Source organism: Streptomyces sp. L500 (assembly GCF_054551825.1).
The window spans coordinates 168048-189243 of sequence record NZ_JBTOLC010000003.1; the positions used below are offsets into that span (position 1 = coordinate 168048).

Sequence of the window (21196 nt, forward strand, 5' to 3'; positions counted from 1 at the left end):
TCGCACGTCGGGGGGAACGCAAGCCACCCTGCCGCTGTCAGGCGATAGCGCCTGCCCGAGGAGTATTCGTTCGATGAGCGAGCACCGCCGCAAGCCGCCGCAGCCTCAGGGCGGCGGACGAACCGCGGCCCGTCGCGCGGCCCAGCAGCCGACGCCAGGCCGTCGCGCAGCACCATCCACCCACTCGGCCCCGCCCGGCTCCGGCCGCGGTGAGCCTCCGTACGGCAGTCGGCCGGGGGCCCGTCGCGGTGCCCCGCCCGGCGGCGCCGGCGGGCCGGGCGGGCGCAGACGCTCCCCCGAGCAGGGGCCCGCGGGGCGCGGACGCCGGGACGGCGGCCGGTCCGGCGCCAAGCGGCTCATCGACTATCCCCGTGCGGGCAAGACCGGGTTCCGGCGCTGGCTGCCTTCCTGGAAGCTCACCGCGGGCCTGATCGTCTCGTTCGTGGGCCTGATCCTCGGCAGCGTCGGGATCGCGCTCGCGGTGGTGCAGGTGCCGAGCGCGCAGAAGGCCGCCGTGGTCCAGAAGAACGTTTATTACTGGGCCGACGGCAAACAGATGGTCGTCGCGGGCGGCGGCAGTCTCAACCGCCAGATCGTGCCGATCTCCCAGATCCCCCTCGCCATGCAGAACGCGGTGATCTCCGCGGAGAACGCCAGCTTCGAGCAGGACATGGGCGTCGACCCCATGGGTATCGCCCGAGCCGTCGTGAAGATGGCGCAGGGCGGTGAGACGCAGAGTGGCTCGACCATCACGCAGCAGTTCGTGAAGAACACCTATCTGAGCCAGGAGCAGACGCTCAAGCGCAAGATCACCGAGCTGCTCATCTCGGTCAAGGTCGGAGCCACCCAGGACAAGAAGGACATCCTGGCCGGCTACCTCAACACGGCCTACTACGGGCGTGGCGCCTACGGCATCCAGGCCGCGGCGCGGGCGTACTTCGACAAGGACTGCGCGGACCTGACGCCCAGCGAGAGCGCGTTCCTCTCCGCCACGCTGAACGGCCCGAACCTCTACGACCCGTACGGAGGCCAGGGCCCGGCGGCGACGCCGGAGAAGAACCTCAAGCGCGCCACCGACCGCTGGAAGTGGACGCTCGACCGCGAGGTCCAGGTCGGCCGCATGCAGGCCCCCGACCGCGACAAGTGGGTCGCGGCGGGCTTCCCCAAGGTGCAGAAGCCGAAGCCCGCGACCAACCGCGCCGGCCAGATCGGCTACCTCACCGACCTCGCCGACAACTACATCGTCGCCCACTCCAAGATCAGCAAGGCGGAGCTGGACAAGGGCGGCTACCAGATCTACACGACGTTCGACCGGGACAAGGTCGACGCGCTGTCGAAGTCGGTCGAGGAGGTGCGCAAGGCGAACATCAAGCCGAAGGTGCGCGACGTCGACCAGTTCGTCCAGTTCGGCGGCGCCTCGGTGGAGCCCAAGACCGGCAAGATCGTCGCCATCTACGGCGGTGAGAACGCGCTGGAGCACTTCACCAACAACGCCGACTACACCGGTGTCCAGGTCGGCTCGACGTTCAAGCCGTTCGTGCTGGCCGCGGCGATGACGCACGGCAAGCGCAACCCGGCGCTCGGCCCGAAGCAGAGCGACAGCCAGCGCACGATCGTCTCGCCGGAGAGCGTCTACAACGGCAACAACAAGGTGACCCTGCGGACCTACAACGGCACGGTCTGGCACGACCAGGACGGCAAGGAGTGGCACCAGCCGAACGACGGCGACGAGGACAAGGGTCTCGTCACCCTCCGCACGGCCATGCAGTTCTCGGTGAACACCCCCTACATCCAGCTCGGCATGGACGTGGGCACCGACCTGGTGCAGGAGGCCGCGCTCAAGGCCGGCCTGGACAAGGACCAGCTCGCCTCGCTGACCCCGACCTTCTCGCTGGGCACGTCGGCGCCCAGCGCCATCCGGCTGGCCGGCGCCTACGCGACGTTCGCGGCCAGTGGCAAGCAGGTCGACCCCTACTCCGTGACGAAGGTCGAGAAGGACGGCAAGCCGGCCTACGAGCACGAGGAGAAGAGCGCCCAGGCCTTCGACTCCAACGTCGCCAACAACGTCACCGACGTGCTCAGGACCGTCGTGGAGTCGGGCACCGGCACCAAGGCCAAGCTCGGCGACCGGCCGGTGGCGGGCAAGACCGGTACGACCGACGGCAACCGCTCCGCCTGGTTCGCGGGCTACACCCCGCAGCTGTCGACGGCGATCGGCATGTACCGCGTCGACCCCAACGCCAAGAACCAGGAGTTCCTGTCGATGCGCGGTGTGGGCGGCCAGCCCACCATCCACGGCGCCTCGTTCCCGGCGGAAATCTGGGCGGACTACATGACCGACGCGCTCAAGGGCAAGCCGGTGCTCCAGTTCGACGCGCCGCAGCCGATCGGGCAGAAGGTGTTCGGGGACGGGGCCGCTCCCTCCCCCAGCGTCGTGCCCTCCACGCCCCCCTCGGCCCCGCCGACGGCGTCCCCCTCGCCCTCGAAGTCCCCGTCCGCCTCCCCGTCCCCGAGCGCGTCCTGTGGGCCGTTCGACTTCAAGTGCCGGATCGGCGGCAACGGCGGGACCAGCGGCAATGGCAACGGCAACGGTGGCAAGGACGGGGGCGCTTCGGGCGGTCCCGGAGGTCCCGGCGGCGCCGGGGATCCGACCGAGTCGCCGTCGACGGGCGGGAACCGGCGCCCGCCGGGCGGTGGTGGCGGCGGACTGTTCGGCGGACCAGGTGGCTGATCATCCTATGAATCCGTCACGGGCTGTCTGAGCACGTCTTTTCGAGGGCCGTCCCGCGTTCGCGCGGGGCGGCCCTCGCGGTTTTCCACAGGCTCCGCGGGGGTGACGGCGGGTACGGCAGGATGAGGGCATGAGGAGCGCGCGGGACGATCAGCTTGTACGGCCCACCGTCGAGGACGAGGTGGCCGCGGCCGGCAGTGAGCTCATCGGCGGGCCGGTGGGGCGGCGTGCGCTGATCGGCGCGCACTGGTGGACGCCCGTGCGGGTGATCGCGCTCGTGGCGATCGGGATGTTCGCGCTCGGCATGGTGCAGAAGCTGCCGTGCTACGACCACGGCTGGTTCTTCGGCGCCACCACCCAGTACACCCACGCCTGTTATTCCGACATCCCGCACCTCTACAACGGCCGGGGCTTCGACCAGGGCCTCATCCCGTACCTCGACCGGATTCCCCGGTCCGTCGGCGGCGGCATGGACTATCTGGAGTACCCGGTCCTGACGGGGCTGTTCATGGAGGTCGCGGCGCTGTTCACGCCGAGCGGCGGAAGCCTCCAGCACCGCGAGCAGCTGTACTGGTTCGTGAACGCCGGCATGCTGCTGGCCTGCACGGCCGTCATCGTGGTGTGCGTGGCCCGTACGCACCGCCGCCGCCCCTGGGACGCGCTGCTGGTGGCCCTCGCCCCGGCCCTCGCGCTCACGGCCACCATCAACTGGGACCTCTTCGCGGTCGCTCTGACGGCCGCCGCGATGCTGATGTGGTCCCGTGGGCGCACGGTGCTGACGGGCGTGCTGATCGGCCTGGCGGCCGCCGCGAAGCTCTACCCCGTGCTACTGCTGGGGCCGCTGCTGGTCCTGTGCTGGCGGGCTGGGCGGCTGCGGGCCTTTCTCACCGCCGCGGGCGGCGCGGTCGCCGCCTGGCTGGCGGTGAATCTGCCGCTCATGTTCACCCATGACGCCACGGGTTTCCACATCCGCGAGGGATGGGCGAAGTTCTACACCTTCAGCAAGGAACGGCCGGTCGACTTCGGCTCCCTCTGGCTCTTCGTCTCCGAGCGCACCGGCGATCCGCTGAACGACGTCAACGTCTACGCGATACTGCTGATGATCCTCGGCTGCCTCGGTCTGGGAGCCCTCGCGCTGAGCGCCCCCAGGCGCCCACGCTTCGCCCAGCTGGCCTTCCTGATGGTGGCGCTGTTCGTCCTCATAAACAAGGTCTATTCGCCGCAGTACGTGCTGTGGCTGGTGCCGCTCGCCGCGCTGGCCCGGCCCAAGTGGCGCGACTTCCTGGTCTGGCAGGCCTGCGAGGTCCTGTACTTCCTGGCCATCTGGTTCTACCTGGCCTACAACGGCAGCGGCGACAAGCACCAGGGGCTGCCGATGGAGGCCTACCAACTGGCGATCGTCGTTCACCTGCTGGGCACGCTCTACCTCTGCGCGCTGGTCGTGCGGGACATCCTCAAGCCCGAGCGGGACGTGGTGCGCCGCGACGGTTCGGACGATCCCTCCGGAGGCGTCCTGGACGGGGCGCCGGACACATTCGTCCTCGGCTCCGCGCGCCGCGAGCGGCACGCCGAGCCCACCGCGGGCACGCGCGTCGCATGGGGGACCGGGAGCCACGACGCCTGAGTCAGGCTCCCGGCCACATCACACGGGGGGTGGAATCAGTGGTCGACAACGCGGTCGAACTGCGTGGTGGTGTGCCGCAGATGGGCCACCAGCTCATCGCCGACCTGCGGGGCGGGGGCGTCGTTCGGCACGAACAGGATGGAGACCTGCATGTGCGGGGGCTCCGCGAACCAGCGCTGCTTGCCGGCCCAGACGAAGGGCGACAGATTGCGGTTCATGGTGGCCAGGCCCGCCCGGGCCACGCCCTTGGCGCGCGGCATCATGCCGTGGAGCGCCTTCGGCGCCTCCAGACCGACACCGTGCGAGGTGCCGCCGGCCACCACGACCAGGTAGCCGTCACCGGCGGCCTTCTGCTGCCGGTAGCCGAAGCGGTCGCCCTTGGCGACGGGGGTGACGTCCAGGACGGCGCCCCGGTACTGGGTGGCGTCGTGGTCGCCCAGCCACAGCCGGGTGCCGATCCGGGCCCGGAAGCGGGTCTGGGGGAACCGCTGCTGGAGCTCGCGGAGCTCCTCCGACTTGAGGTGGCTGACGAACATCGTGTGCAGCGGCAGGTGGGCGTTGCGCAGCCGCTCCATCCACGCGGTGACCTCGTCGACGCCGTTGCCGCCGTCCGTGTGGTCGAGCGGGAGGTGTATCGCGAAGCCCTCCAGGCGCACGTCCTCGATGGCGGCGTGCAGCTTGGGGAGGTCCTCCTCGCTGATGCCGTGCCGCTTCATGCTGCTCATGACCTCGATGACCACGCGGGCGCCCACCAGCCCGCGCACGCCCTCGACCGAGGAGACGGACCGGATGGCCCGGTCCGGCAGCGGCACCGGCTCCTCGCCGAGCCGGAAGGGCGTCAGGACCAGAAGGTCGCCGCTGAAGTAGTCCTTGATCCGGGCCGCTTCGTAGGTGGTGCCGACGGCGAGGGTGTCCGCGCCCATGCGCGTGACCTCGTCGGCCAGGCGCTCATTGCTGAAGCCGTAGCCGTTGCCCTTGCAGACGGGGATGATCCCCGGAAACTGCTGGATGACGGACTGCTGGTGTGCCCGCCAGCGCGCGGTGTCGACGTAGAGCGTGAGCGCCATGGCCGGTCCCGGAACCTTTCCCTGAGTGTGGTTGGAGCTGCTGGATCAACGCCGCGACATGTACATGTCGAGCGCCTTGTGGAGCAGCTTGTTGAGCGGGAAGTCCCACTCGCCGAGGTACTCCGCCGCCTGACCGCCCGTGCCGACCTTGAACTGGATCAGGCCGAAGAGGTGGTCGGTCTCCTCCAGCGAGTCACCGATGCCCCGCAGGTCGTAGACGCTGGCGCCCAGCGCGTAGGCGTCGCGCAGCATCCGCCACTGCATCGCGTTCGACGGACGGACCTCGCGCTTGTGGTTGGCCGAGGCGCCGTAGGAGTACCAGACGTGCCCGCCGACGATCAGCATCGTCGCGGCGGCGACGGCCTCGCCCTCGTGCACCGCGAAGTACAGCCGCATGCGGTTGGGGTCCTCGCTGTTGAGGGCCGTCCACATGCGCTGGAAGTAGCTCAGGGGGCGCGGGCGGAACTTGTCGCGCTCGGCGGTGATCTCGTAGAGGTGCTGCCAGGTGGGCAGGTCCTCGTAGCCGCCCTGGACGACCTCGACGCCGGCCTTCTCGGCCTTCTTGATGTTGCGCCGCCACAGCTGGTTGAAGCCCTTGTGGACGTCCTCCAGCGAGCGGCCCTCCAGCGGCACCTGGAAGACGTAGCGCGGCTGGACGTCGCCGAAGCCGGCGCCCTCCTCCTCGCCCTGCTGCCAGCCCATCCGGCGCAGCTGATCGGCGACCTCGAAGGCGCGCGGCTCGATGAAGGTGGCCTCGACGTCGCGCAGGCGCTTGGCGTCCGGGTCGGCGATGCCCTTCTTGATCGCGTCGGCGTCCCAGCGGCGGATCACCACCGGCGGGCCCATCTTCACGGAGAAGGCGCCCTGCTGCTTGAGGTGGGCCAGCATGGGCTCCAGCCAGTCGCGCAGGTTCGGGGCGTACCAGTTGATGACCGGGCCCTCGGGCAGGTAGGCCAGGTAGCGCTTGATCTTGGGCAGCTGGCGGTAGAGGACCAGGCCGGCGCCGACCATCTGGCCGGTCTTGTCGAACCAGCCCAGGTTCTCGGAGCGCCACTCGCCCTTCACATCGGCCCACCCCGGCACCTGCATGTGACTGGCCGCGGGCAGGCTCTGGATGTATGCCAGATGCTGCTCTCGGCTGATTGTCCTCAGGGTCAGGCTCATGCGGGGCGCTCCTCGGCAGGTGTGTCCCCATGGTCGGGGCTCCGGCTCTCGCGCCGAAGCCTACTGCGACAGGGGAGCGCCCCGATTGGGCGTACGGTCCGCTATCCGATCACACCCCCGAAGAGTCCGCCGTGCGCCATGCCCAGGAAGAAGCCGATGGCCGAGGCGCCGAGCCCGATGATCAGCAGGAAGCGCTCGCCGGTGGTGGCCGAGATGAACTGTCCCCAGGCCCCCGTGAGGATGCCCACGAGCCCGCTCCAGGACGAGACCAGGTGGAGGTTGCTGAAGGCCGAGGAGATGAAGGCGAGCGCACCGAGCACGACCGTCACGGCGACGAAGGTGTTCTCGACGGGATGGGGCTTTCCGTCGCTGTTGAGCACACCGCTGAGCAGCGAGCGGAGCCCGCGGGGCTGTCGTGCTGCCTGTGTCATGGGGGCACCTCCTGAAGGCAGGCGGCGCGCTATGGCGCCGGTCACACCCGTCCGGTCCAGACTGAGGGGCCGGGTCGCCCGATTTCAACCACGCGCCGAAGTGCGGGTACTCTGTACGGTCTGCACCGGTGTCTGCCCGGACCCAGCTTCGGTCCCAGGGGCAACCCAGGGACTTTCCGCTGATTGTCAGTGTCCGCCGATACCGTTGTTCACGCATCACGACCCTCCTGCCACGGATCGACCGTGGCCGCTGAGTCCAAAGGAGGTGGGTTCCACATGCGTCACTACGAGGTGATGGTCATCCTCGACCCCGATCTCGAGGAGCGCGCTGTCTCCCCGCTGATCGAGAACTTCCTCTCCGTCGTCCGTGAGGGCAACGGAAAGGTTGAGAAGGTCGACACCTGGGGCCGTCGTCGTCTCGCTTACGAGATCAAGAAGAAGCCCGAGGGCATCTACTCGGTCATCGACCTGCAGGCCACGCCTGAGGTCGTCAAGGAGCTCGACCGCCAGATGAACCTGAACGAGTCGGTCCTCCGGACCAAGGTCCTCCGTCCCGAGACCCACTGAACCTGAAGGTTCAGAGGTAATCGGGCTGCAACTCCACGAGTAGCAAGCAGCCAGCAGCACACCCGCCGAGAGGTTCATCCATGGCAGGCGAGACCGTCATCACGGTCGTCGGCAATCTCGTCGACGACCCCGAGCTGCGCTTCACCCCGTCCGGTGCGGCGGTCGCGAAGTTCCGTGTCGCGTCCACTCCCCGCACCTTCGACCGCCAGACCAACGAGTGGAAGGACGGCGAAAGCCTCTTCCTCACGTGCTCGGTGTGGCGGCAGGCGGCGGAGAACGTCGCCGAGTCGCTTCAGCGAGGCATGCGCGTCATCGTGCAGGGCCGTCTGAAGCAGCGGTCCTACGAGGACCGCGAGGGCGTCAAGCGCACGGTCTTCGAGCTCGACGTCGAAGAGGTCGGCCCCAGCCTGAAGAACGCCACGGCGAAGGTCACCAAGACCACGGGTCGCGGTGGCCAGGGTGGCTTCGGCGGTGGCGGCGGTGGCGGCCAGCAGGGTGGTGGCGGCTGGGGCTCCGGTCCCGGCGGCCAGCAGGGCGGCGGGGCTCCCGCCGACGACCCCTGGGCGTCCAGCGCTCCGTCCGGCGGCCAGCAGGGCGGCGGCGGAGGTGGCTGGGGCGGCGGCTCCGGCAACTCCGGCGGTGGCTACTCCGACGAGCCGCCCTTCTAGGTCCCCCCGGGGACCCGGGTCCCAAGGGGCCCGAGGGCGACAGCACAAAACTTCTTGATTCACAGGAGAGAGACAATGGCGAAGCCGCCCCCGCGCAAGCCCAAGAAGAAGGTCTGCGCGTTCTGCAAGGACAAGACCGCTTACGTGGACTACAAGGACACGAACATGCTGCGGAAGTTCATTTCCGACCGCGGCAAGATCCGTGCCCGTCGCGTGACCGGCAACTGCACTCAGCACCAGCGTGACGTCGCCACGGCCGTGAAGAACAGCCGTGAGATGGCGCTGCTGCCCTACACGTCGTCCGCGCGATAAGGGAAGGGTGACCAACTAATGAAGATCATCCTCACCCACGAGGTCTCCGGCCTCGGCATCGCCGGTGACGTCGTCGACGTCAAGGACGGCTACGCCCGTAACTACCTGGTCCCGCGTGGTTTCGCGATCCGCTGGACCAAGGGTGGCGAGAAGGACGTCGAGCAGATCCGTCGCGCTCGCAAGATCCGCGAGATCGCCACGATCGAGCAGGCCAACGAGATCAAGGGCCAGCTCGAGGGCGCCAAGGTTCGCCTTGCCGTCCGCGCCGGCGAGGCCGGCCGCCTGTTCGGCTCCGTGACCCAGGCCGACGTCGCTTCGGCGATCAAGGCTTCCGGTGGTCCGCAGGTCGACAAGCGCCGCGTCGAGCTGGGCTCGCCCATCAAGACCCTGGGCGCCCACCAGGTGTCCGTGCGTCTGCACGCCGACGTCGTTGCCAAGCTCGGCATCGAGGTCGTCGCCGCCTGACGTTCGCATCAGGCAGCTGTCGAAGGGCCGCATCCCGCGAGGGGTGCGGCCCTTCCGCCGTTCCACGGAACCGTTTCGCCCGAGCGGGCCGGCCGAAAGTTCGCCCGAGCGGGCCGACGAATGCGTCGGCGGTGGCCGGCACACAGGCCCGCTCCGCGCGGGGTGTCGGCGCCCTCAGCCCCGTACGGCCCCGGTGACGATCCAGCGGCCCGAGCGCGCCCGGAGCCACAGGGTCACCAGCCGGGCCGTCAGCATCAGCGTCATGGCCCACCACAGCGCCGTCAGGCCGCCCCCGAGGCCGGGTACCAGCAGGGCGGCCGGGGTGAAGACGGCGAGGACCACGAGCATCGCCCGGGCCAGATAGGGCCCGTCCCCGGCGCCCATCAGCACTCCGTCCAGGACGAAGACCACTCCGGCGACCGGCTGCCCCACGGCGACCACGAGCAGGGCGGGCAGCAGGGCGTCCCGTACGGCCGGGTCCGAGGTGAACAGCGGGACGAACGCGTGCCGGCCCGCCACCACCAGGGCCCCCAGCACCACACCCGAGGCGATGCCCCACCGCACCATGCGGCGGCAGACGGCCCGTGCCCCGGCGGTGTCCCCGGCGCCCAGGTAGCGGCCGATGATCGCCTGCCCGGCGATGGCGATGGCGTCCAGCGCGAAGGCCAGGAGGTTCCACAGGGAGAGCACGACCTGGTGCGCGGCGATGGCGGTGTCGCCGAGCCGTGCCGCCACCGCCGTGGCGATCATGAGGATGGCGCGCAGCGAGAGGGTGCGCACCAGCAGGGGCGCGCCGGCCCGGGCACAGGCCCGTATCCCCGCGGCGTCGGGCCGGAGCGGAACGTCGTGCCGCCGGGCTCCCCGGACGACGACGATGAGGTAGACGGCGGCCATGGCGCACTGGGCGAGGACCGTCCCCCAGGCGGAACCGGCGATCCCCAGGCCCGCGCCGTAGACGAGCGCGACGTTGAGCGCGGCGTTGGCGACGAACCCGCCGACGGCGACGTACAGCGGCGTCCTGGTGTTCTGGAGGCCGCGCAGCACGCCCGTGGCGGCGAGGACGACGAGCATCGCGGGGATGCCCAGCGCGCTGATCCGCAGATAGGTGATGGCGTACGGGGCGGCGGTGGCGGAGGCGCCGAAGGCGCGGGCGAGGAGCGGGGCGGTGGCCAGCACGGCGGCGGTGACCACCGCCCCGAGTATCAGCGCCAGCCATATGCCGTCCATGCCCTGCCGGATAGCGGCCGGGAGGTCACCGGCGCCGACCCGGCGGGCCACGGCGGCGGTGGTGGCGTAGGCGAGGAAGACGAAGACGCTGACGGCCGTGGTGAGCAGCGCGGCGGCGATGCCGAGGCCCGCGAGCTGGGAGGTGCCGAGGTGTCCCACGATGGCGCTGTCGGCCATCACGAAGAGGGGCTCCGCGACGAGGGCGCCGAAGGCCGGGACGGACAAGGCGACGATCTCACGGTCGTGCCGGCGGACGTCTGGCCGGACGGGCGCGGGGGCCTGGGGCACGGAGTCCCTCCCATCTTCCACAGGTAATCAGTGCACCTAGCTTAGGACCCTTACTGCGGCGGGTGGCGCGCGATCTTCTCTGCGCCGTTTGTCGTGATCTCGGGCCAACGGGGAAAGTTTTTCTCCTCAACAGCCGGTGGATGGCAAAGCTGCAGGTCAGGGCCTTGCGGTGGAGGTGATTGTGTGTTTGTCCACAGTGCTTTCCCCCGGCCCGTGCACAGGTTACGGGGACTTCTCCACAGGCTTGGGCCGCTCATCCACATGCCCTGTGGATAACCAGATTGGCTGACGGTGCCCGGGGCCCTACCGTGGACCGGCGCCCGCCATCTGTCCACCGCTCCCGTCATCGCTTCGCGGACCTCACGGGTCCGTCGCGATTCCCTCGCGAACCCACCGCGAACTCGACGCGCAAGAACCGGAGTCGGGCGTCCTATTTGTCAGAGCCGTGCCGTAAGAAGGAGTGGCACGGCGAGGTCCGCTCGGCGGACGGGAGGAGGTGGCCCGGGTGAGCATTCCCGAGCCCATGGACGACGGCCCGTGGGGCGACGGCGGCCCCGGTGACCGGCTTCCCTTCCCCCGCTCCCGGCGCGGCGACGGCAAGGGCCGCGGCGAGCAGCACGACCGGGGGGACGAGGGCTCCTGGGAGCGCGGCAGCGGCTTCGAGCGCGTCCCTCCGCAGGATCTCGACGCGGAGCAGTCCGTCCTCGGCGGCATGCTGCTGTCGAAGGACGCCATCGCCGATGTGGTCGAGGTCCTCAAGGGCCACGACTTCTACCGTCCGGCCCACGAGACGATCTACCAGGCCATCCTCGACCTGTACGCCAAGGGCGAGCCGGCCGACCCCATCACCGTCGCCGCCGAGCTCACCAAGCGCGGTGAGATCACCAAGGTCGGCGGCGCGGCGTATCTGCACACCCTGGTGCAGTCGGTGCCGACCGCGGCCAACGCCGAGTACTACGCCGAGATCGTCCACGAGCGCGCGGTCCTGCGCCGCCTGGTCGAGGCCGGCACGCGCATCACGCAGATGGGATACGCGGCCGACGGCGATGTCGACGACATCGTCAACAAGGCTCAGGCCGAGGTCTACGCCGTCACCGAGCAGCGCACCAGCGAGGACTACCTCCCGCTCGGCGACATCATGGAGGGCGCGCTCGACGAGATCGAGGCGATCGGCTCCCGCAGCGGCGAGATGACCGGTGTCCCCACGGGCTTCACCGATCTCGACGCCCTGACCAACGGCCTCCACCCCGGCCAGATGATCGTCATCGCGGCCCGTCCCGCCATGGGTAAGTCGACCCTCGCGCTGGACTTCGCCCGCGCCTGTTCGATCAAGCACAACATGCCGAGCGTGATCTTCTCGCTCGAAATGGGCCGCAACGAGATCGCGATGCGTCTGCTGTCCGCCGAGGCCCGCGTCGCCCTCCACCACATGCGCTCCGGCTCGATGACGGACGACGACTGGACCCGGCTCGCGCGCCGGATGCCCGACGTCTCCGCCGCCCCGCTCTTCATCGACGACTCGCCGAACCTGTCGATGATGGAGATCCGCGCCAAGTGCCGCCGGCTGAAGCAGCGCGCCGACCTCAAGCTCGTGATCATCGACTATCTGCAGCTGATGCAGTCCGGTGGCTCCAAGCGCGCCGAGAGCCGCCAGCAGGAGGTCTCGGACATGTCCCGTAACCTCAAGCTGCTGGCCAAGGAGCTGGAGCTCCCGGTCATCGCGCTCTCCCAGCTGAACCGTGGCCCCGAGCAGCGTACGGACAAGAAGCCGATGGTCTCCGACCTGCGAGAGTCCGGCTCCATCGAGCAGGACGCCGACATGGTCATCCTGCTCCACCGCGAGGACGCCTACGAGAAGGAGTCGCCCCGCGCGGGCGAGGCGGACATCATCGTCGGCAAGCACCGTAACGGCCCCACCGCCACGATCACCGTGGCCTTCCAGGGCCACTACTCCCGTTTCGTCGACATGGCGCAGACCTGATCGGAAGTGTAGGGTCTCAGATTTCGCGGCACAGTCTCAGTCTTGATGGCACATCGGTGGCACTTATGCCGTCTTCGTGAGACTTGCTGGTCGGGGCGCTCACCCTTTCGAGTGGCGGATGCTCCAGCCCATTCCGTCCAACGGCATGGGCTGACACCTTTGGGTATACGGGCCATCGCCTGTGGGCTGGGGGTGTGCGATGGGCAGTGCCACCGCAACGGTGAGCGTTCGTCAGCAACGTGGTGCAGTCGTGGAGGACCAAGACTGGGGCACGGTACCCATCGGCCTCCTGCAGTCGGCTCGCCCCTGGCGGACGTTCCGCTGGTACAAGGGCCAGAAGCACTACTCGGGCACCTACTGGTCGTCGACGATGCGCGACCACGTGATCTACGAGTCGCGCCTGGAACTGACTCGGTTACTGTTCGCCGACTTCGATCTGTCCGTACGCGGCATCGTGGCCCAGCCCTTCTTGTTGAAGACCGAGCTGGAGGGGAAGGTCCGTAAGCACATCCCGGACTATCTCCTGCTCACCGGACAGGTGCCGGTGGTCGTCGACGTCAAGCCGCTGCACAGGTTGTCCAAGCCTGAGCTGGCGTTCACCTTCGACTGGACTCGGCGGGCGGTGGAATCGCGGGGATGGAAGTACGAGGTCTGGAGCGAACCTCCGGCCGTGGAGTTGGAGAACATCCGCTTCCTGGCGGGTTACCGCAGGGACTGGTTGTTCAGCACCGAAGTCCTGGAAGAACTTCGTGGAGCTGATCTCGATGGAGTGCCTTTGGGGCAGGCCGTGTGCTGTCTGCCGAATCGTCCAGAGCCCCAAGTCCGTTCTGTCATCCACCATTTGCTCTGGACGCAGAGTCTCGTTACTGATCTCAGCCGACCGCTCAGCCCTTCGCACACCCTGAGGCGGACGGCATGAGCAGGGCGGGGGCTCGGGTTGGAGTCGGTACACGCTTCCGCTACGACGGGGAGACCGTCGAGGTGGTGGAGATGGCCGCGACTACGGCGGGCAACGAAGTAGTCCTGAAAGACGGCCGGGGGCGGCTTCTGCGGCTATCGCTCAAGGAACTGTTGTTCTCCGACCGCGCTGCCATCAGCCCCGACGGTCCGGGGCCGTCGGCAGACGACGAGCGCGAGATCGCCTCTGTGATCCTGGGGCAGCTTGATGAAGCGGCAAAGAGAAAGCTCCTTGACCGGGCTGAGCATGTCCGAGAGGTCTTGACGGGCTATCGGTCCGGCTGCCCAGAACTCGCACGTGACGACGAGCCTCGTCCTGAGTACTCGCCAGAGAGGCCTTTGGAGGCCCGATACGCGGCGAAAATCGCCGAGCTCGGGATGGGCCTACGTACCTTGAAGCGGTGGATCGCTGAATTCCGGGAGCACGGAGAGGCCGGTCTCGCTCCCAGGAAAGGGCCAGCTCGGAAGTCAGAGATCTCGGTCGATGACCGGTGGGCGGAGACCGCGCTGGAGGTCATAGTCGAGCACACCGGTGAGTCGAAGCCGTCGCGGACGATGGTGATCGAGCGGACCCGTGCCCGGGTGATCGCCCGGTTCGGCCCCGATGTGGTGCCGCAGCCGAGCCGGGCGACGGCTTTCCGTCTGCTGGAGGAGTTGGAGCGGCGGCATCCGTTGTTCCGGCTGAGCACGAAGCGGAACCGGGATATCGCTGACCGGCCGGAGGGGCCTTACGGGAAGCTGCGGCCGACGAGGCCGGGCGAGTACCTGCTGATGGACACCACGCGGTTGGACGTGTTCGCGTTCGATCCGCTGACGCTGAAGTGGGTGCAGGCCGAGCTGACGGTTGCGATGGACTGGTACACGCGCTGCATCACCGGAATTCGGCTCACCCCGGTGTCCACGAAGGCGGCGGATGTGAGCGCGGTGCTCTACCAGTGCTTCCGCCCGCGGCCGGCAGGGCGGGACTGGCCGCGGCACGCGGTCTGGCCAGAGCACGGCATCCCGCGCACGGTCCTCGTCGATGTCGAGGGAGCCACCGGGCCTGGGCTGGCCTCTCCGCCACTGGTCCCCGAGACACTGGTAGTTGATCACGGCAAGGTCTATGTTTCGGAGCATCTGACCAGCGTCTGCCGCAGGATGGGCATCTCGATCCAGCCAGCGAGGCTACGAACGGGCCGCGATAAGGGGCCAGTTGAGCGCTTTTTCCGCACCTTGCGCGAGGGGCTGCTACAGGTCTTGCCCGGCTACAAAGGCCCCGACATCCACTCCCGTGGTGAGAGCCCGGAAGATGATGCGTTCTTCTTCCTCGACGAGTTGGAGGCGATCATCCGGGAATGGACCGCGGCCTGCTATCACTCGCGACCGCATTCCAGCCTGGTCGATCCGGGTCTGCCGGGGATGCGGTTATCCCCGGCGAAGATGTTCGAGCACGGGATGGCGAGAGCCGGCTACATCGAGGTTCCACGGGACCGGGATCTCGCCTTTGAGTTCCTGCCCACGAAGTGGCGCACGATCCAGCACTACGGGGTGGAGATCGACTGCCGTCGCTACAGCGGCCCGGGCCTGCCTGAACCCGGCATCCGCAGCCCTTACGGCAGCCCGGTGAAGAACGGCTGGCCGTTCCAGGTGGACCCAGATGACATCACCCGCATCTACTTTCGCGATACTGACCGTCACTGGCATACCCTGACCTGGGAGCACGCGCCGTCGGCGCGGATGCCGTTGAGCGAGGAAGCGCTGGCGTTCGCCCGCAAGCTGGCCGCCGCGAAATACCGCTATCCCGACGACAGGCTTGCCGTCGCCGATCTGCTTGAGCGCTGGAACTTGGGGCTGGGCACCACGCTCGCTGAGCGGCGCATGGCCCTGCGGCTCTCCCGTGAACAGGCCGCGATCGAGCTTCCGGAAACCGAGCCGGAGACGGTCGCCTCCCTTCCGTCCGTCCGCAAAGCCCTCGGACAGGGCGCCGAACCGGCAGAGCACGAAGTGCTGGGGCCAGAGCCAGTAGTTGAAGTGGGCGATGATGACGAGGCCGATCTGGAGGACTTCGCTGACGAGAACGCCTTCTACGCGGATGCCCTGGAGGACGTGTGAATACGGCCGGTCTGTCACAAGGGCTGGGCAATCTGGCGCTCTCGCGAAAGGAGGACTTCAAGGCGTTCGCTCAGGCTCCGCGCCGCAGCCAACCCGAGGCGCTGACAAGGGCCGAGCTGAAGGACCTGGGCGGGGACGCGAGGGCCGAGTTCGACCTGCGGCGGCGGGAATGGCACGCGAACATCGGCCCGCTCAAGACTCCGCAACTGGCTGAGCTGCACGAGGATTTGTGGGACATCGTCGACAGCAACCTCCAGGACGGTGACAAGGCCAAGGGAGCCGTGGCCATCGACGCCTTTCCCGGGCTGGGCAAGACCACCTCGGTCCTCGCGTTCGCCCGCGAGTTCCACCGCAGAGAAATCACCGAGCGGGGCGAGTTCACCGACCAGGGCCACGAGCGTCTTCCGGTCTGCCGGGTCGGCCTGACGGGGAACACCGGCATGAAGGACCTCAACCGGGCCATACTGGAGTTCTTCGGTCATCCCGGTCGCAACCGCGGAACGACCGCTCAGTTCGGCCAGCGGGCTCTGGACTGCGTGCTGTCCTGCGAAGTCCGCCTCCTCGCCCTCGATGACCTGCATTTTCTGAAGTGGAACCAGCGCAACGGCATCGAGGTCAGCAACCATCTGAAATGGATCGCGAACGAGTTCCCCGTGACCTTGCTGATGATCGGCGTCGGCCTCGCGGACAAGGGCCTGTTCAGCGAAGGCGATGCCAGACGGGACGCGGCGCTGGCACAGACCGGGCGCCGCACCACCCGGTTGGGAATGCGGCCTTTCACGATCAAGTCCGAGGCCGGTCGCCGGGAATGGCGGCAGATGCTGCTGGCCCTTGAACAACGCGTGGTTCTGGCCGACAAGCATCCGGGGATGCTCGCGGAGGAGTTGTCCGACTACCTCTTCGCCCGCAGCACCGGGCACATCGGCTCCTTGATGACTCTGATCAATCGCGGCTGTCAGCGGGCTGTCCGCAGTGGCGCCGAGCGCCTGGACCGTGACCTGCTCGACGGCGTGAAGAATGACGAGGCATCGGAGGCGGCCCGCAAGGAACTCGAAGCGGCGTTGGAAAACCGGAGGTTGACCAGCCACCCACATTCCCGCCGCCGCAAAGTCGCATGAACACGGGCGTCCGAACCCTGCCGATCCGGCTGCCGCCCCTCCCCGGGGAGGCACTCGATTCCTGGCTGGAGGCCCTCGCCCGCAGGCTAGACAGCACGCTCGGGGAAGTACTGCATCACCTCGGTCTGCCGGCTCGGACCAGGCACGGGGATCACCTGCGGGGCATCCCGCCGGACTGGACGATCCTGCTGGACACGGAACAGACCGCGGCCATCGCCCATGCGAGTGGGCTGGACGAGCAGATGGTCACGGGCATGACGCTGGCGCACTACGACGGGCGGGCCCTTCGCATCAACTTTGAGCGCCGGTACGTCAACCGTTGGGTGCTTTGGGGCCGAGGCGCCGGTTCGAGGTTCTGTCCGGACTGCCTCCGGGACAGCAGCGGGCGCTGGCAACTCGCCTGGCGTCTGGGCTGGGCCTTCGCCTGCCCACTGCACCTGCGGCTGCTGGCGGACTGCTGTCCTGGTTGCGAGCGCATCCCCAGGCAGCGGCCCCGATCTGGACGGATTGTCCCTCATCCGGCTCTTTGCGGCGCCCTCTCCGAGAGACCAGGACGTCCGCCTTCCGGGGGCTGCGGATTCGATCTGACACAGACCCGTACGCTCCGACTGCCCGCCCGGCATCCCGTGCTGTCGGCCCAGGAACGGCTGTTGGACGTCATCGATGCCGGCACTGCCGCCTTCGGCGCCTACGCACTGAGCCCGCAGCCGACCGCGAAGGCGCTGGCGGACATCCGGGCGATCGCCGGCCGCGTGCTGGCCGACCTTCCCGAGCGGAACATCGAGAGCTTGCTGCCGCCCGACATCACGCAGGAGTACGCCACTACCGACCCTGACTCCCACCTCGTCACACGTGCTGCGGAACGACCGGGGTTCATGGCCCCGCCCCGGGCAGTGAGCGCGGCCGTCGCAGTGACCATCGCCCTGCACGTCCTGGAGCAGCCCGACACCCACCAGGCGGGTAAGCGGATGCGCGATCTGATCGAAGCGATGCGCGACGAACTCTGGCAGGTCAGTGTCACCAGCATCGACAGCTGGGGACGCGGCCTGAGCCCGGTGCTGAACGCGGTGCACCTGGCAGCACTCGCGCCCTCGCTGCGGCCCAGCGAACAACTGCGTTGCCGGACCTCTTCCACCATGCCCAGACGCCCGGTGAAGACGGACCGGGATATCGCACGACGAGCGCGGAAGATCCCCAGCGTGTTCTGGCCGTCGTGGACCGTCCGGCTCACCTCCGACGCTGGCACCTATCCCCGCATCCTCGCTCCCGTGATGGCCGCCTGCCTGCTGATTATCGACGGCAGGGCCAGTCTCGAAGACGCCGCCCGGCGCCTGGGTGGAGTCACCGACGGCATTGAGATCTCCCGCATCCTGCAACGACTCGACGACCAGCGCCAATGGACCGACACGATCACCGCCCTCGTCCGACTCGCCGACCACCTTGATGCTGCCGGTGTCCCCATCGACTACCAGCGGCGCCGCCGCCTGGACTACTCCCGTCTGCTGCCGCACGATCGCTGGCAGACCATCTGCCGCTGCACCGGCACGCTCCCCGGCAGCGGACGCCGTGAGCTCCTCGTCCGCAGTCTGCTCTTCCAGCGCATCAGCGGACTGCCCGCGGAAACCGTCCCCGGGCACCACTGCCTCGACGAGGCTGTCTTCCGGGCCGAGGCCGTCCGTTTCGCGGCCTTGCAGACTCCCGAACTGGCCCATGAGCTGAACAGGGAGGCTGAGGCATTTCTCGCCGGACAGGACATCCACGACGAGCCCGTGACCTGGCGGCCGCCCACTTTCCTGATGGACGGTCTTGACCTGCCTGGGCCTGATCCAGCACTCATCGACATCCCGCATCTGCACCGGCTCGTCCGACAGCGCAAAAGCCCCGTCCGGCACGCGGCCCAGGCCCTCGGTACCAGCATCGAAGCCATCCGACTGGCCCTGGACGAACAGCCGGCACCCTCGCTTCCGCAGCCGAAGAACGCGGCTAGAGCCATAGGACGCATCCGATTCAATGCTCGCCAGCAGGTGCCGAAGGCGACTTTCGTCCGTCTCTACCTCGACGATCATTGCTCACTTCAGCAGATCGCCAACCGCACCGGCTTCTCCCGCAGGGTGCTGACCGACCTCGCCCGTGAGTACGACATCCCGCTGCGTGCTGGTCCCCAGGACTACAAGCGGCGCGGAACCATCGAACGGGACTGGCTCATCGAGCAGTACGTCCACCGCCGCCGGACCCTGCCAGACCTCGCCCGCGAGGCCGGAATGAGCACGGCGAACATGGCCCGCTGGGCCCACACCCACAACATCCCTCTCCGACCACGCGGGGGAGGAAGTCACGATACCGCCCTCCGGGCCGCCGACCAGGCAGCCGACACCCCTGCCCTGCTGCGAAAAGCGCTCACCAGCCCCTATGCCTGGCAGCGACTCGATCGCTTCGTGGCCGCCCTGCCCTATTCCACGACGCGGGAGGCTGCCCGAGCACTGGGGATCAGCCAACCCACGCTGTCGACCCAGATCACCCGACTTGAGCGGGATCTCGGACAGCCCCTGCTTGAACGTGCTGAACGTGGCCGTGCCATGAAACTGACCTCGTTCGGGAAGCGCGTGGTCACTGCGGCTAGGAAGATTCTGCACGGAGGACACACCACTGCGGTGAGGCGAGGGGCCCTGCCCGTCAAGCAGACAGAGAAGAATAGCTGACGGTTTCCCCAATGGGGAATTGACCTTGAGGTCGTTACCTCGCTGGGGAGCGGTCTGCTGGCATCAACTATCTGGCATTTTAAATTGGGAATGCGGATTCGCTGTCTGCTGTCCATGTGATATGCGGTGCAAATACTTGGCTCCGCGTGTGGGACAGGCTTATGAGTAGTAGTTCATAAGGGCGTACCCTGCGTTCGTAGCGTAGGCGCTCAATGATCTTCCAGTGGAAGGATTCCAGCTTCCGGTGTATAGGGTCGCCGATAGTGTTCCAGTGCAAATGAAAATGCGGGAGAAGCAAATTTTGGAACATTCCCGGATAGTAGCGGTCTTGGTTGTCGATGAAGTATGCATGACTCTGCCGCATGTACCCACCAGGTGCGCTCTCGACTGAAATCGGAAGCCTGATGTTCTTGCCGCTGAAATTGCGCTGGTGGTCCTCGCGGGTTGGCTGCTGTTCGCGATAGTCGCGAATCAGACGGCTAGGGCCTGACGACTCCCAGCTGAGCGAGCGTGCGTCTGAAATGAGTAGGTAGCTAAGTCCTGGAGGCGTAATGACGTGCAAGCTTGACTGGTAGGTTCCAGGAATTCCTGTGCCTTCCAAGACCGGATCTTCCATGTCCTCCCACATGTCGATTTTTCCGCTAAATATTACATGCTCGTCAGGATAGTTTCTTGCTCTCAGGAACGATTTGGTGCGGTCGGAAAACTGGGATACTGACGCTTCTTGTGCCCCTTTGAGGTGCCCAATCCCGCTCGATAGTAGTGGTAGCTTGTCGAATCCGGGAATCACTATCAGAACGTCGCTATCTGATGGCCTGCTGCCGTGAGCGGCGCCAGTCACATTGAAGAAGCCGCCATAGCTGACTGAACCTCCAAGGATGCCTGCGGTCTGTTGACTGCTAAGGCATTTCCCAATCTCTTCCAGGTCGCGGAGTCGTCGAGCTGTCTCTACGACAGATTCAAATGGGGTGGGTCTCCGGCGCCAGCCGGTTTGTTTTGATGCCGCATACGGTGGGATCGCTTGAAACCTGTCATCCCAGTACAGTTCCGAAAACACATCCGTGGGGCGGCCCATCCGCCCCTCAGCTGAACCCCAGACCGCCAGTGTGTCGGAAATGAGCTGCTCTTCTTGGCTGTCATAGTTTGAAGACAGGCGGGTCATCGCCTCGGCCAGGAAACTAGCTGCTATGTCTGGAAGATATGCTCCTTCGTCACGCACGAAATCTGTGCATTGAAGGTAGGCATTCAGCACCAGGTCCCAGTCGACTCTTTCCTTGGCGGTTCTGGCTGTGCGTTCAATGGTGCTAGCCATAGCGCACCGCCGAATAGAAATTTTTTCCTGTCGGTTCCTATTATGTGTCCATCGCCCTGTTGTGGCCACTCGCTCGTAGATCGTCTCGTGTGACGTGTGCCTTTCCCCGTCAACTTCACAAGCGTGGCCGCAGGGGCCTCAGAATGACTGAAGTTTGAAGGAGTGAGGAAGTGTGCTGCGGGCAAGGTGATGTGAAGTGGAGGGTGCCAGCTGCTTCTGACCGCAAGGACTGGCGAACAGTCTTGGGGTGTTCGATGTCCTTCCCGGCGCTTTCGACAAGCTTCCGGAGACCTCAGCCGCATGGAGCGAGCCGTTACCCAGCGCGAGTGGGCAGAACGCACGGCTGCTGATGGCGCCTGCTGAGGAAGTGCCACGGAACTGAGACACGGGCGCTCGGACATGGGCTGAGGCAGCCCAGAAACCCGCTGGTCAGAGCCATACGCTATGGCACGGACCGCGAGATCCTACAAGGCGGAAGCCCTTCGGCGTCCGGG

The 21196-nt window shown here is 67.3% G+C and carries 16 protein-coding genes and 1 pseudogene; 12 read left to right on the top strand and 5 right to left on the bottom strand.

Annotated features, from left to right (window positions below):
* The first annotated feature begins 73 nt into the window (after nt 1-73).
* Nucleotides 74-2731: a transglycosylase domain-containing protein gene (locus ACX9I7_RS05995; protein ID WP_387577280.1), complete on the top strand. Its 2658-nt coding sequence runs from the start codon at nt 74-76 to the stop codon at nt 2729-2731.
* Nucleotides 2732-2861: 130 nt separating this feature from the next.
* Nucleotides 2862-4355, top strand: coding sequence for a glycosyltransferase family 87 protein (locus ACX9I7_RS06000; RefSeq protein WP_459386705.1), 1494 nt, complete (start codon nt 2862-2864; stop codon nt 4353-4355).
* 35 nt (nt 4356-4390) lie between these two features.
* Here the strand turns inward: ACX9I7_RS06000 and ACX9I7_RS06005 are convergent, their stop codons facing one another.
* From ACX9I7_RS06005 to ACX9I7_RS06015, 3 genes are all read right to left on the bottom strand, one after another.
* Nucleotides 4391-5422, bottom strand: a complete 1032-nt coding sequence (locus ACX9I7_RS06005) for an alanine racemase (protein WP_126915054.1) — start codon at nt 5420-5422, stop codon at nt 4391-4393.
* Nucleotides 5423-5467: 45 nt separating this feature from the next.
* Complete coding sequence (locus tag ACX9I7_RS06010; protein WP_229349279.1) at nt 5468-6586, bottom strand: lipid II:glycine glycyltransferase FemX; 1119 nt, start codon at nt 6584-6586, stop codon at nt 5468-5470.
* 101 nt (nt 6587-6687) lie between these two features.
* A complete protein-coding gene (locus ACX9I7_RS06015; protein WP_387577276.1) occupies nt 6688-7017 on the bottom strand; it encodes a hypothetical protein in 330 nt (109 codons plus the stop codon).
* Between the two features lie 276 nt (nt 7018-7293).
* Here ACX9I7_RS06015 and rpsF point away from each other — a divergent pair, with 276 nt between their 5' ends.
* The 4 genes from rpsF (at nt 7294) to rplI (ending at nt 9029) form a co-directional block, all read left to right on the top strand.
* Nucleotides 7294-7584 carry a 30S ribosomal protein S6 gene (rpsF, locus tag ACX9I7_RS06020; protein WP_049719052.1) on the top strand — a complete coding sequence of 97 codons (291 nt, stop codon included), beginning with the start codon at nt 7294-7296 and terminating at the stop codon, nt 7582-7584.
* 80 nt (nt 7585-7664) lie between these two features.
* A complete protein-coding gene (locus ACX9I7_RS06025; protein ID WP_189455499.1) occupies nt 7665-8252 on the top strand; it encodes a single-stranded DNA-binding protein in 588 nt (195 codons plus the stop codon).
* 75 nt (nt 8253-8327) lie between these two features.
* The gene (gene rpsR, locus ACX9I7_RS06030; RefSeq protein ID WP_004950692.1) at nt 8328-8564 is read left to right on the top strand and encodes a 30S ribosomal protein S18; all 237 of its coding nucleotides are present in this window, start codon (nt 8328-8330) and stop codon (nt 8562-8564) included.
* Nucleotides 8565-8582: 18 nt separating this feature from the next.
* Nucleotides 8583-9029, top strand: coding sequence for a 50S ribosomal protein L9 (gene rplI, locus ACX9I7_RS06035; RefSeq protein ID WP_126915059.1), 447 nt, complete (start codon nt 8583-8585; stop codon nt 9027-9029).
* A 174-nt stretch (nt 9030-9203) separates the two neighbouring features.
* Here rplI and ACX9I7_RS06040 read toward each other — a convergent pair whose 3' ends face one another.
* Nucleotides 9204-10544 carry an MATE family efflux transporter gene (locus tag ACX9I7_RS06040; protein ID WP_459386706.1) on the bottom strand — a complete coding sequence of 447 codons (1341 nt, stop codon included), beginning with the start codon at nt 10542-10544 and terminating at the stop codon, nt 9204-9206.
* A gap of 523 nt (nt 10545-11067) precedes the next feature.
* Here ACX9I7_RS06040 and dnaB point away from each other — a divergent pair.
* The 6 genes and pseudogenes from dnaB to ACX9I7_RS06070 all read left to right on the top strand — a co-directional run bounded on the left by dnaB (nt 11068) and on the right by ACX9I7_RS06070 (nt 19390).
* Nucleotides 11068-12525, top strand: a complete 1458-nt coding sequence (gene dnaB, locus ACX9I7_RS06045) for a replicative DNA helicase (protein WP_387577466.1) — start codon at nt 11068-11070, stop codon at nt 12523-12525.
* Between the two features lie 250 nt (nt 12526-12775).
* Entirely contained in the window at nt 12776-13444 is a 669-nt protein-coding gene (locus ACX9I7_RS06050; protein WP_459386707.1) for a TnsA-like heteromeric transposase endonuclease subunit, read from the top strand.
* Nucleotides 13441-15573, top strand: coding sequence for a helix-turn-helix domain-containing protein (locus ACX9I7_RS06055; protein ID WP_459386708.1), 2133 nt, complete (start codon nt 13441-13443; stop codon nt 15571-15573). Before ACX9I7_RS06050 ends, ACX9I7_RS06055 begins: the two co-directional genes overlap by 4 nt.
* Nucleotides 15570-16691: an AAA family ATPase gene (locus tag ACX9I7_RS06060; RefSeq protein WP_459386709.1), complete on the top strand. Its 1122-nt coding sequence runs from the start codon at nt 15570-15572 to the stop codon at nt 16689-16691. The genes ACX9I7_RS06055 and ACX9I7_RS06060 overlap by 4 nt, the downstream gene beginning before the upstream one ends.
* A pseudogene (locus ACX9I7_RS06065) lies at nt 16688-17125 on the top strand (TniQ family protein); the annotation flags it as partial. The gene ACX9I7_RS06060 and the pseudogene ACX9I7_RS06065, both read left to right, overlap by 4 nt.
* A gap of 216 nt (nt 17126-17341) precedes the next feature.
* Complete coding sequence (locus tag ACX9I7_RS06070) at nt 17342-19390, top strand: LysR family transcriptional regulator (RefSeq protein WP_459386744.1); 2049 nt, start codon at nt 17342-17344, stop codon at nt 19388-19390.
* A 79-nt stretch (nt 19391-19469) separates the two neighbouring features.
* Here the strand turns inward: ACX9I7_RS06070 and ACX9I7_RS06075 are convergent, their stop codons facing one another.
* Nucleotides 19470-20702 (bottom strand): hypothetical protein, encoded by a 1233-nt coding sequence (locus tag ACX9I7_RS06075; RefSeq protein ID WP_459386710.1) that lies wholly within the window; start codon nt 20700-20702, stop codon nt 19470-19472.
* Between the last annotated feature and the right edge of the window lie 494 nt (nt 20703-21196).

Bases quoted from the DNA above. Each gene is read 5' to 3' on its own strand.
- ACX9I7_RS06015 (WP_387577276.1), bottom strand. From the start codon at position 7,017: ATGACACAGGCAGCACGACAGCCCCGCGGGCTCCGCTCGCTGCTCAGC.
- dnaB (WP_387577466.1), top strand. From the start codon at position 11,068: ATGGACGACGGCCCGTGGGGCGACGGCGGCCCCGGTGACCGGCTTCCC.
- rpsF (WP_049719052.1), top strand. From the start codon at position 7,294: ATGCGTCACTACGAGGTGATGGTCATCCTCGACCCCGATCTCGAGGAG.
- ACX9I7_RS06075 (WP_459386710.1), bottom strand. From the start codon at position 20,702: ATGGCTAGCACCATTGAACGCACAGCCAGAACCGCCAAGGAAAGAGTC.
- ACX9I7_RS06000 (WP_459386705.1), top strand. From the start codon at position 2,862: ATGAGGAGCGCGCGGGACGATCAGCTTGTACGGCCCACCGTCGAGGAC.
- ACX9I7_RS06055 (WP_459386708.1), top strand. From the start codon at position 13,441: ATGAGCAGGGCGGGGGCTCGGGTTGGAGTCGGTACACGCTTCCGCTAC.
- rpsR (WP_004950692.1), top strand. From the start codon at position 8,328: ATGGCGAAGCCGCCCCCGCGCAAGCCCAAGAAGAAGGTCTGCGCGTTC.
- ACX9I7_RS05995 (WP_387577280.1), top strand. From the start codon at position 74: ATGAGCGAGCACCGCCGCAAGCCGCCGCAGCCTCAGGGCGGCGGACGA.
- ACX9I7_RS06005 (WP_126915054.1), bottom strand. From the start codon at position 5,422: ATGGCGCTCACGCTCTACGTCGACACCGCGCGCTGGCGGGCACACCAG.
- ACX9I7_RS06010 (WP_229349279.1), bottom strand. From the start codon at position 6,586: ATGAGCCTGACCCTGAGGACAATCAGCCGAGAGCAGCATCTGGCATAC.
- rplI (WP_126915059.1), top strand. From the start codon at position 8,583: ATGAAGATCATCCTCACCCACGAGGTCTCCGGCCTCGGCATCGCCGGT.
- ACX9I7_RS06025 (WP_189455499.1), top strand. From the start codon at position 7,665: ATGGCAGGCGAGACCGTCATCACGGTCGTCGGCAATCTCGTCGACGAC.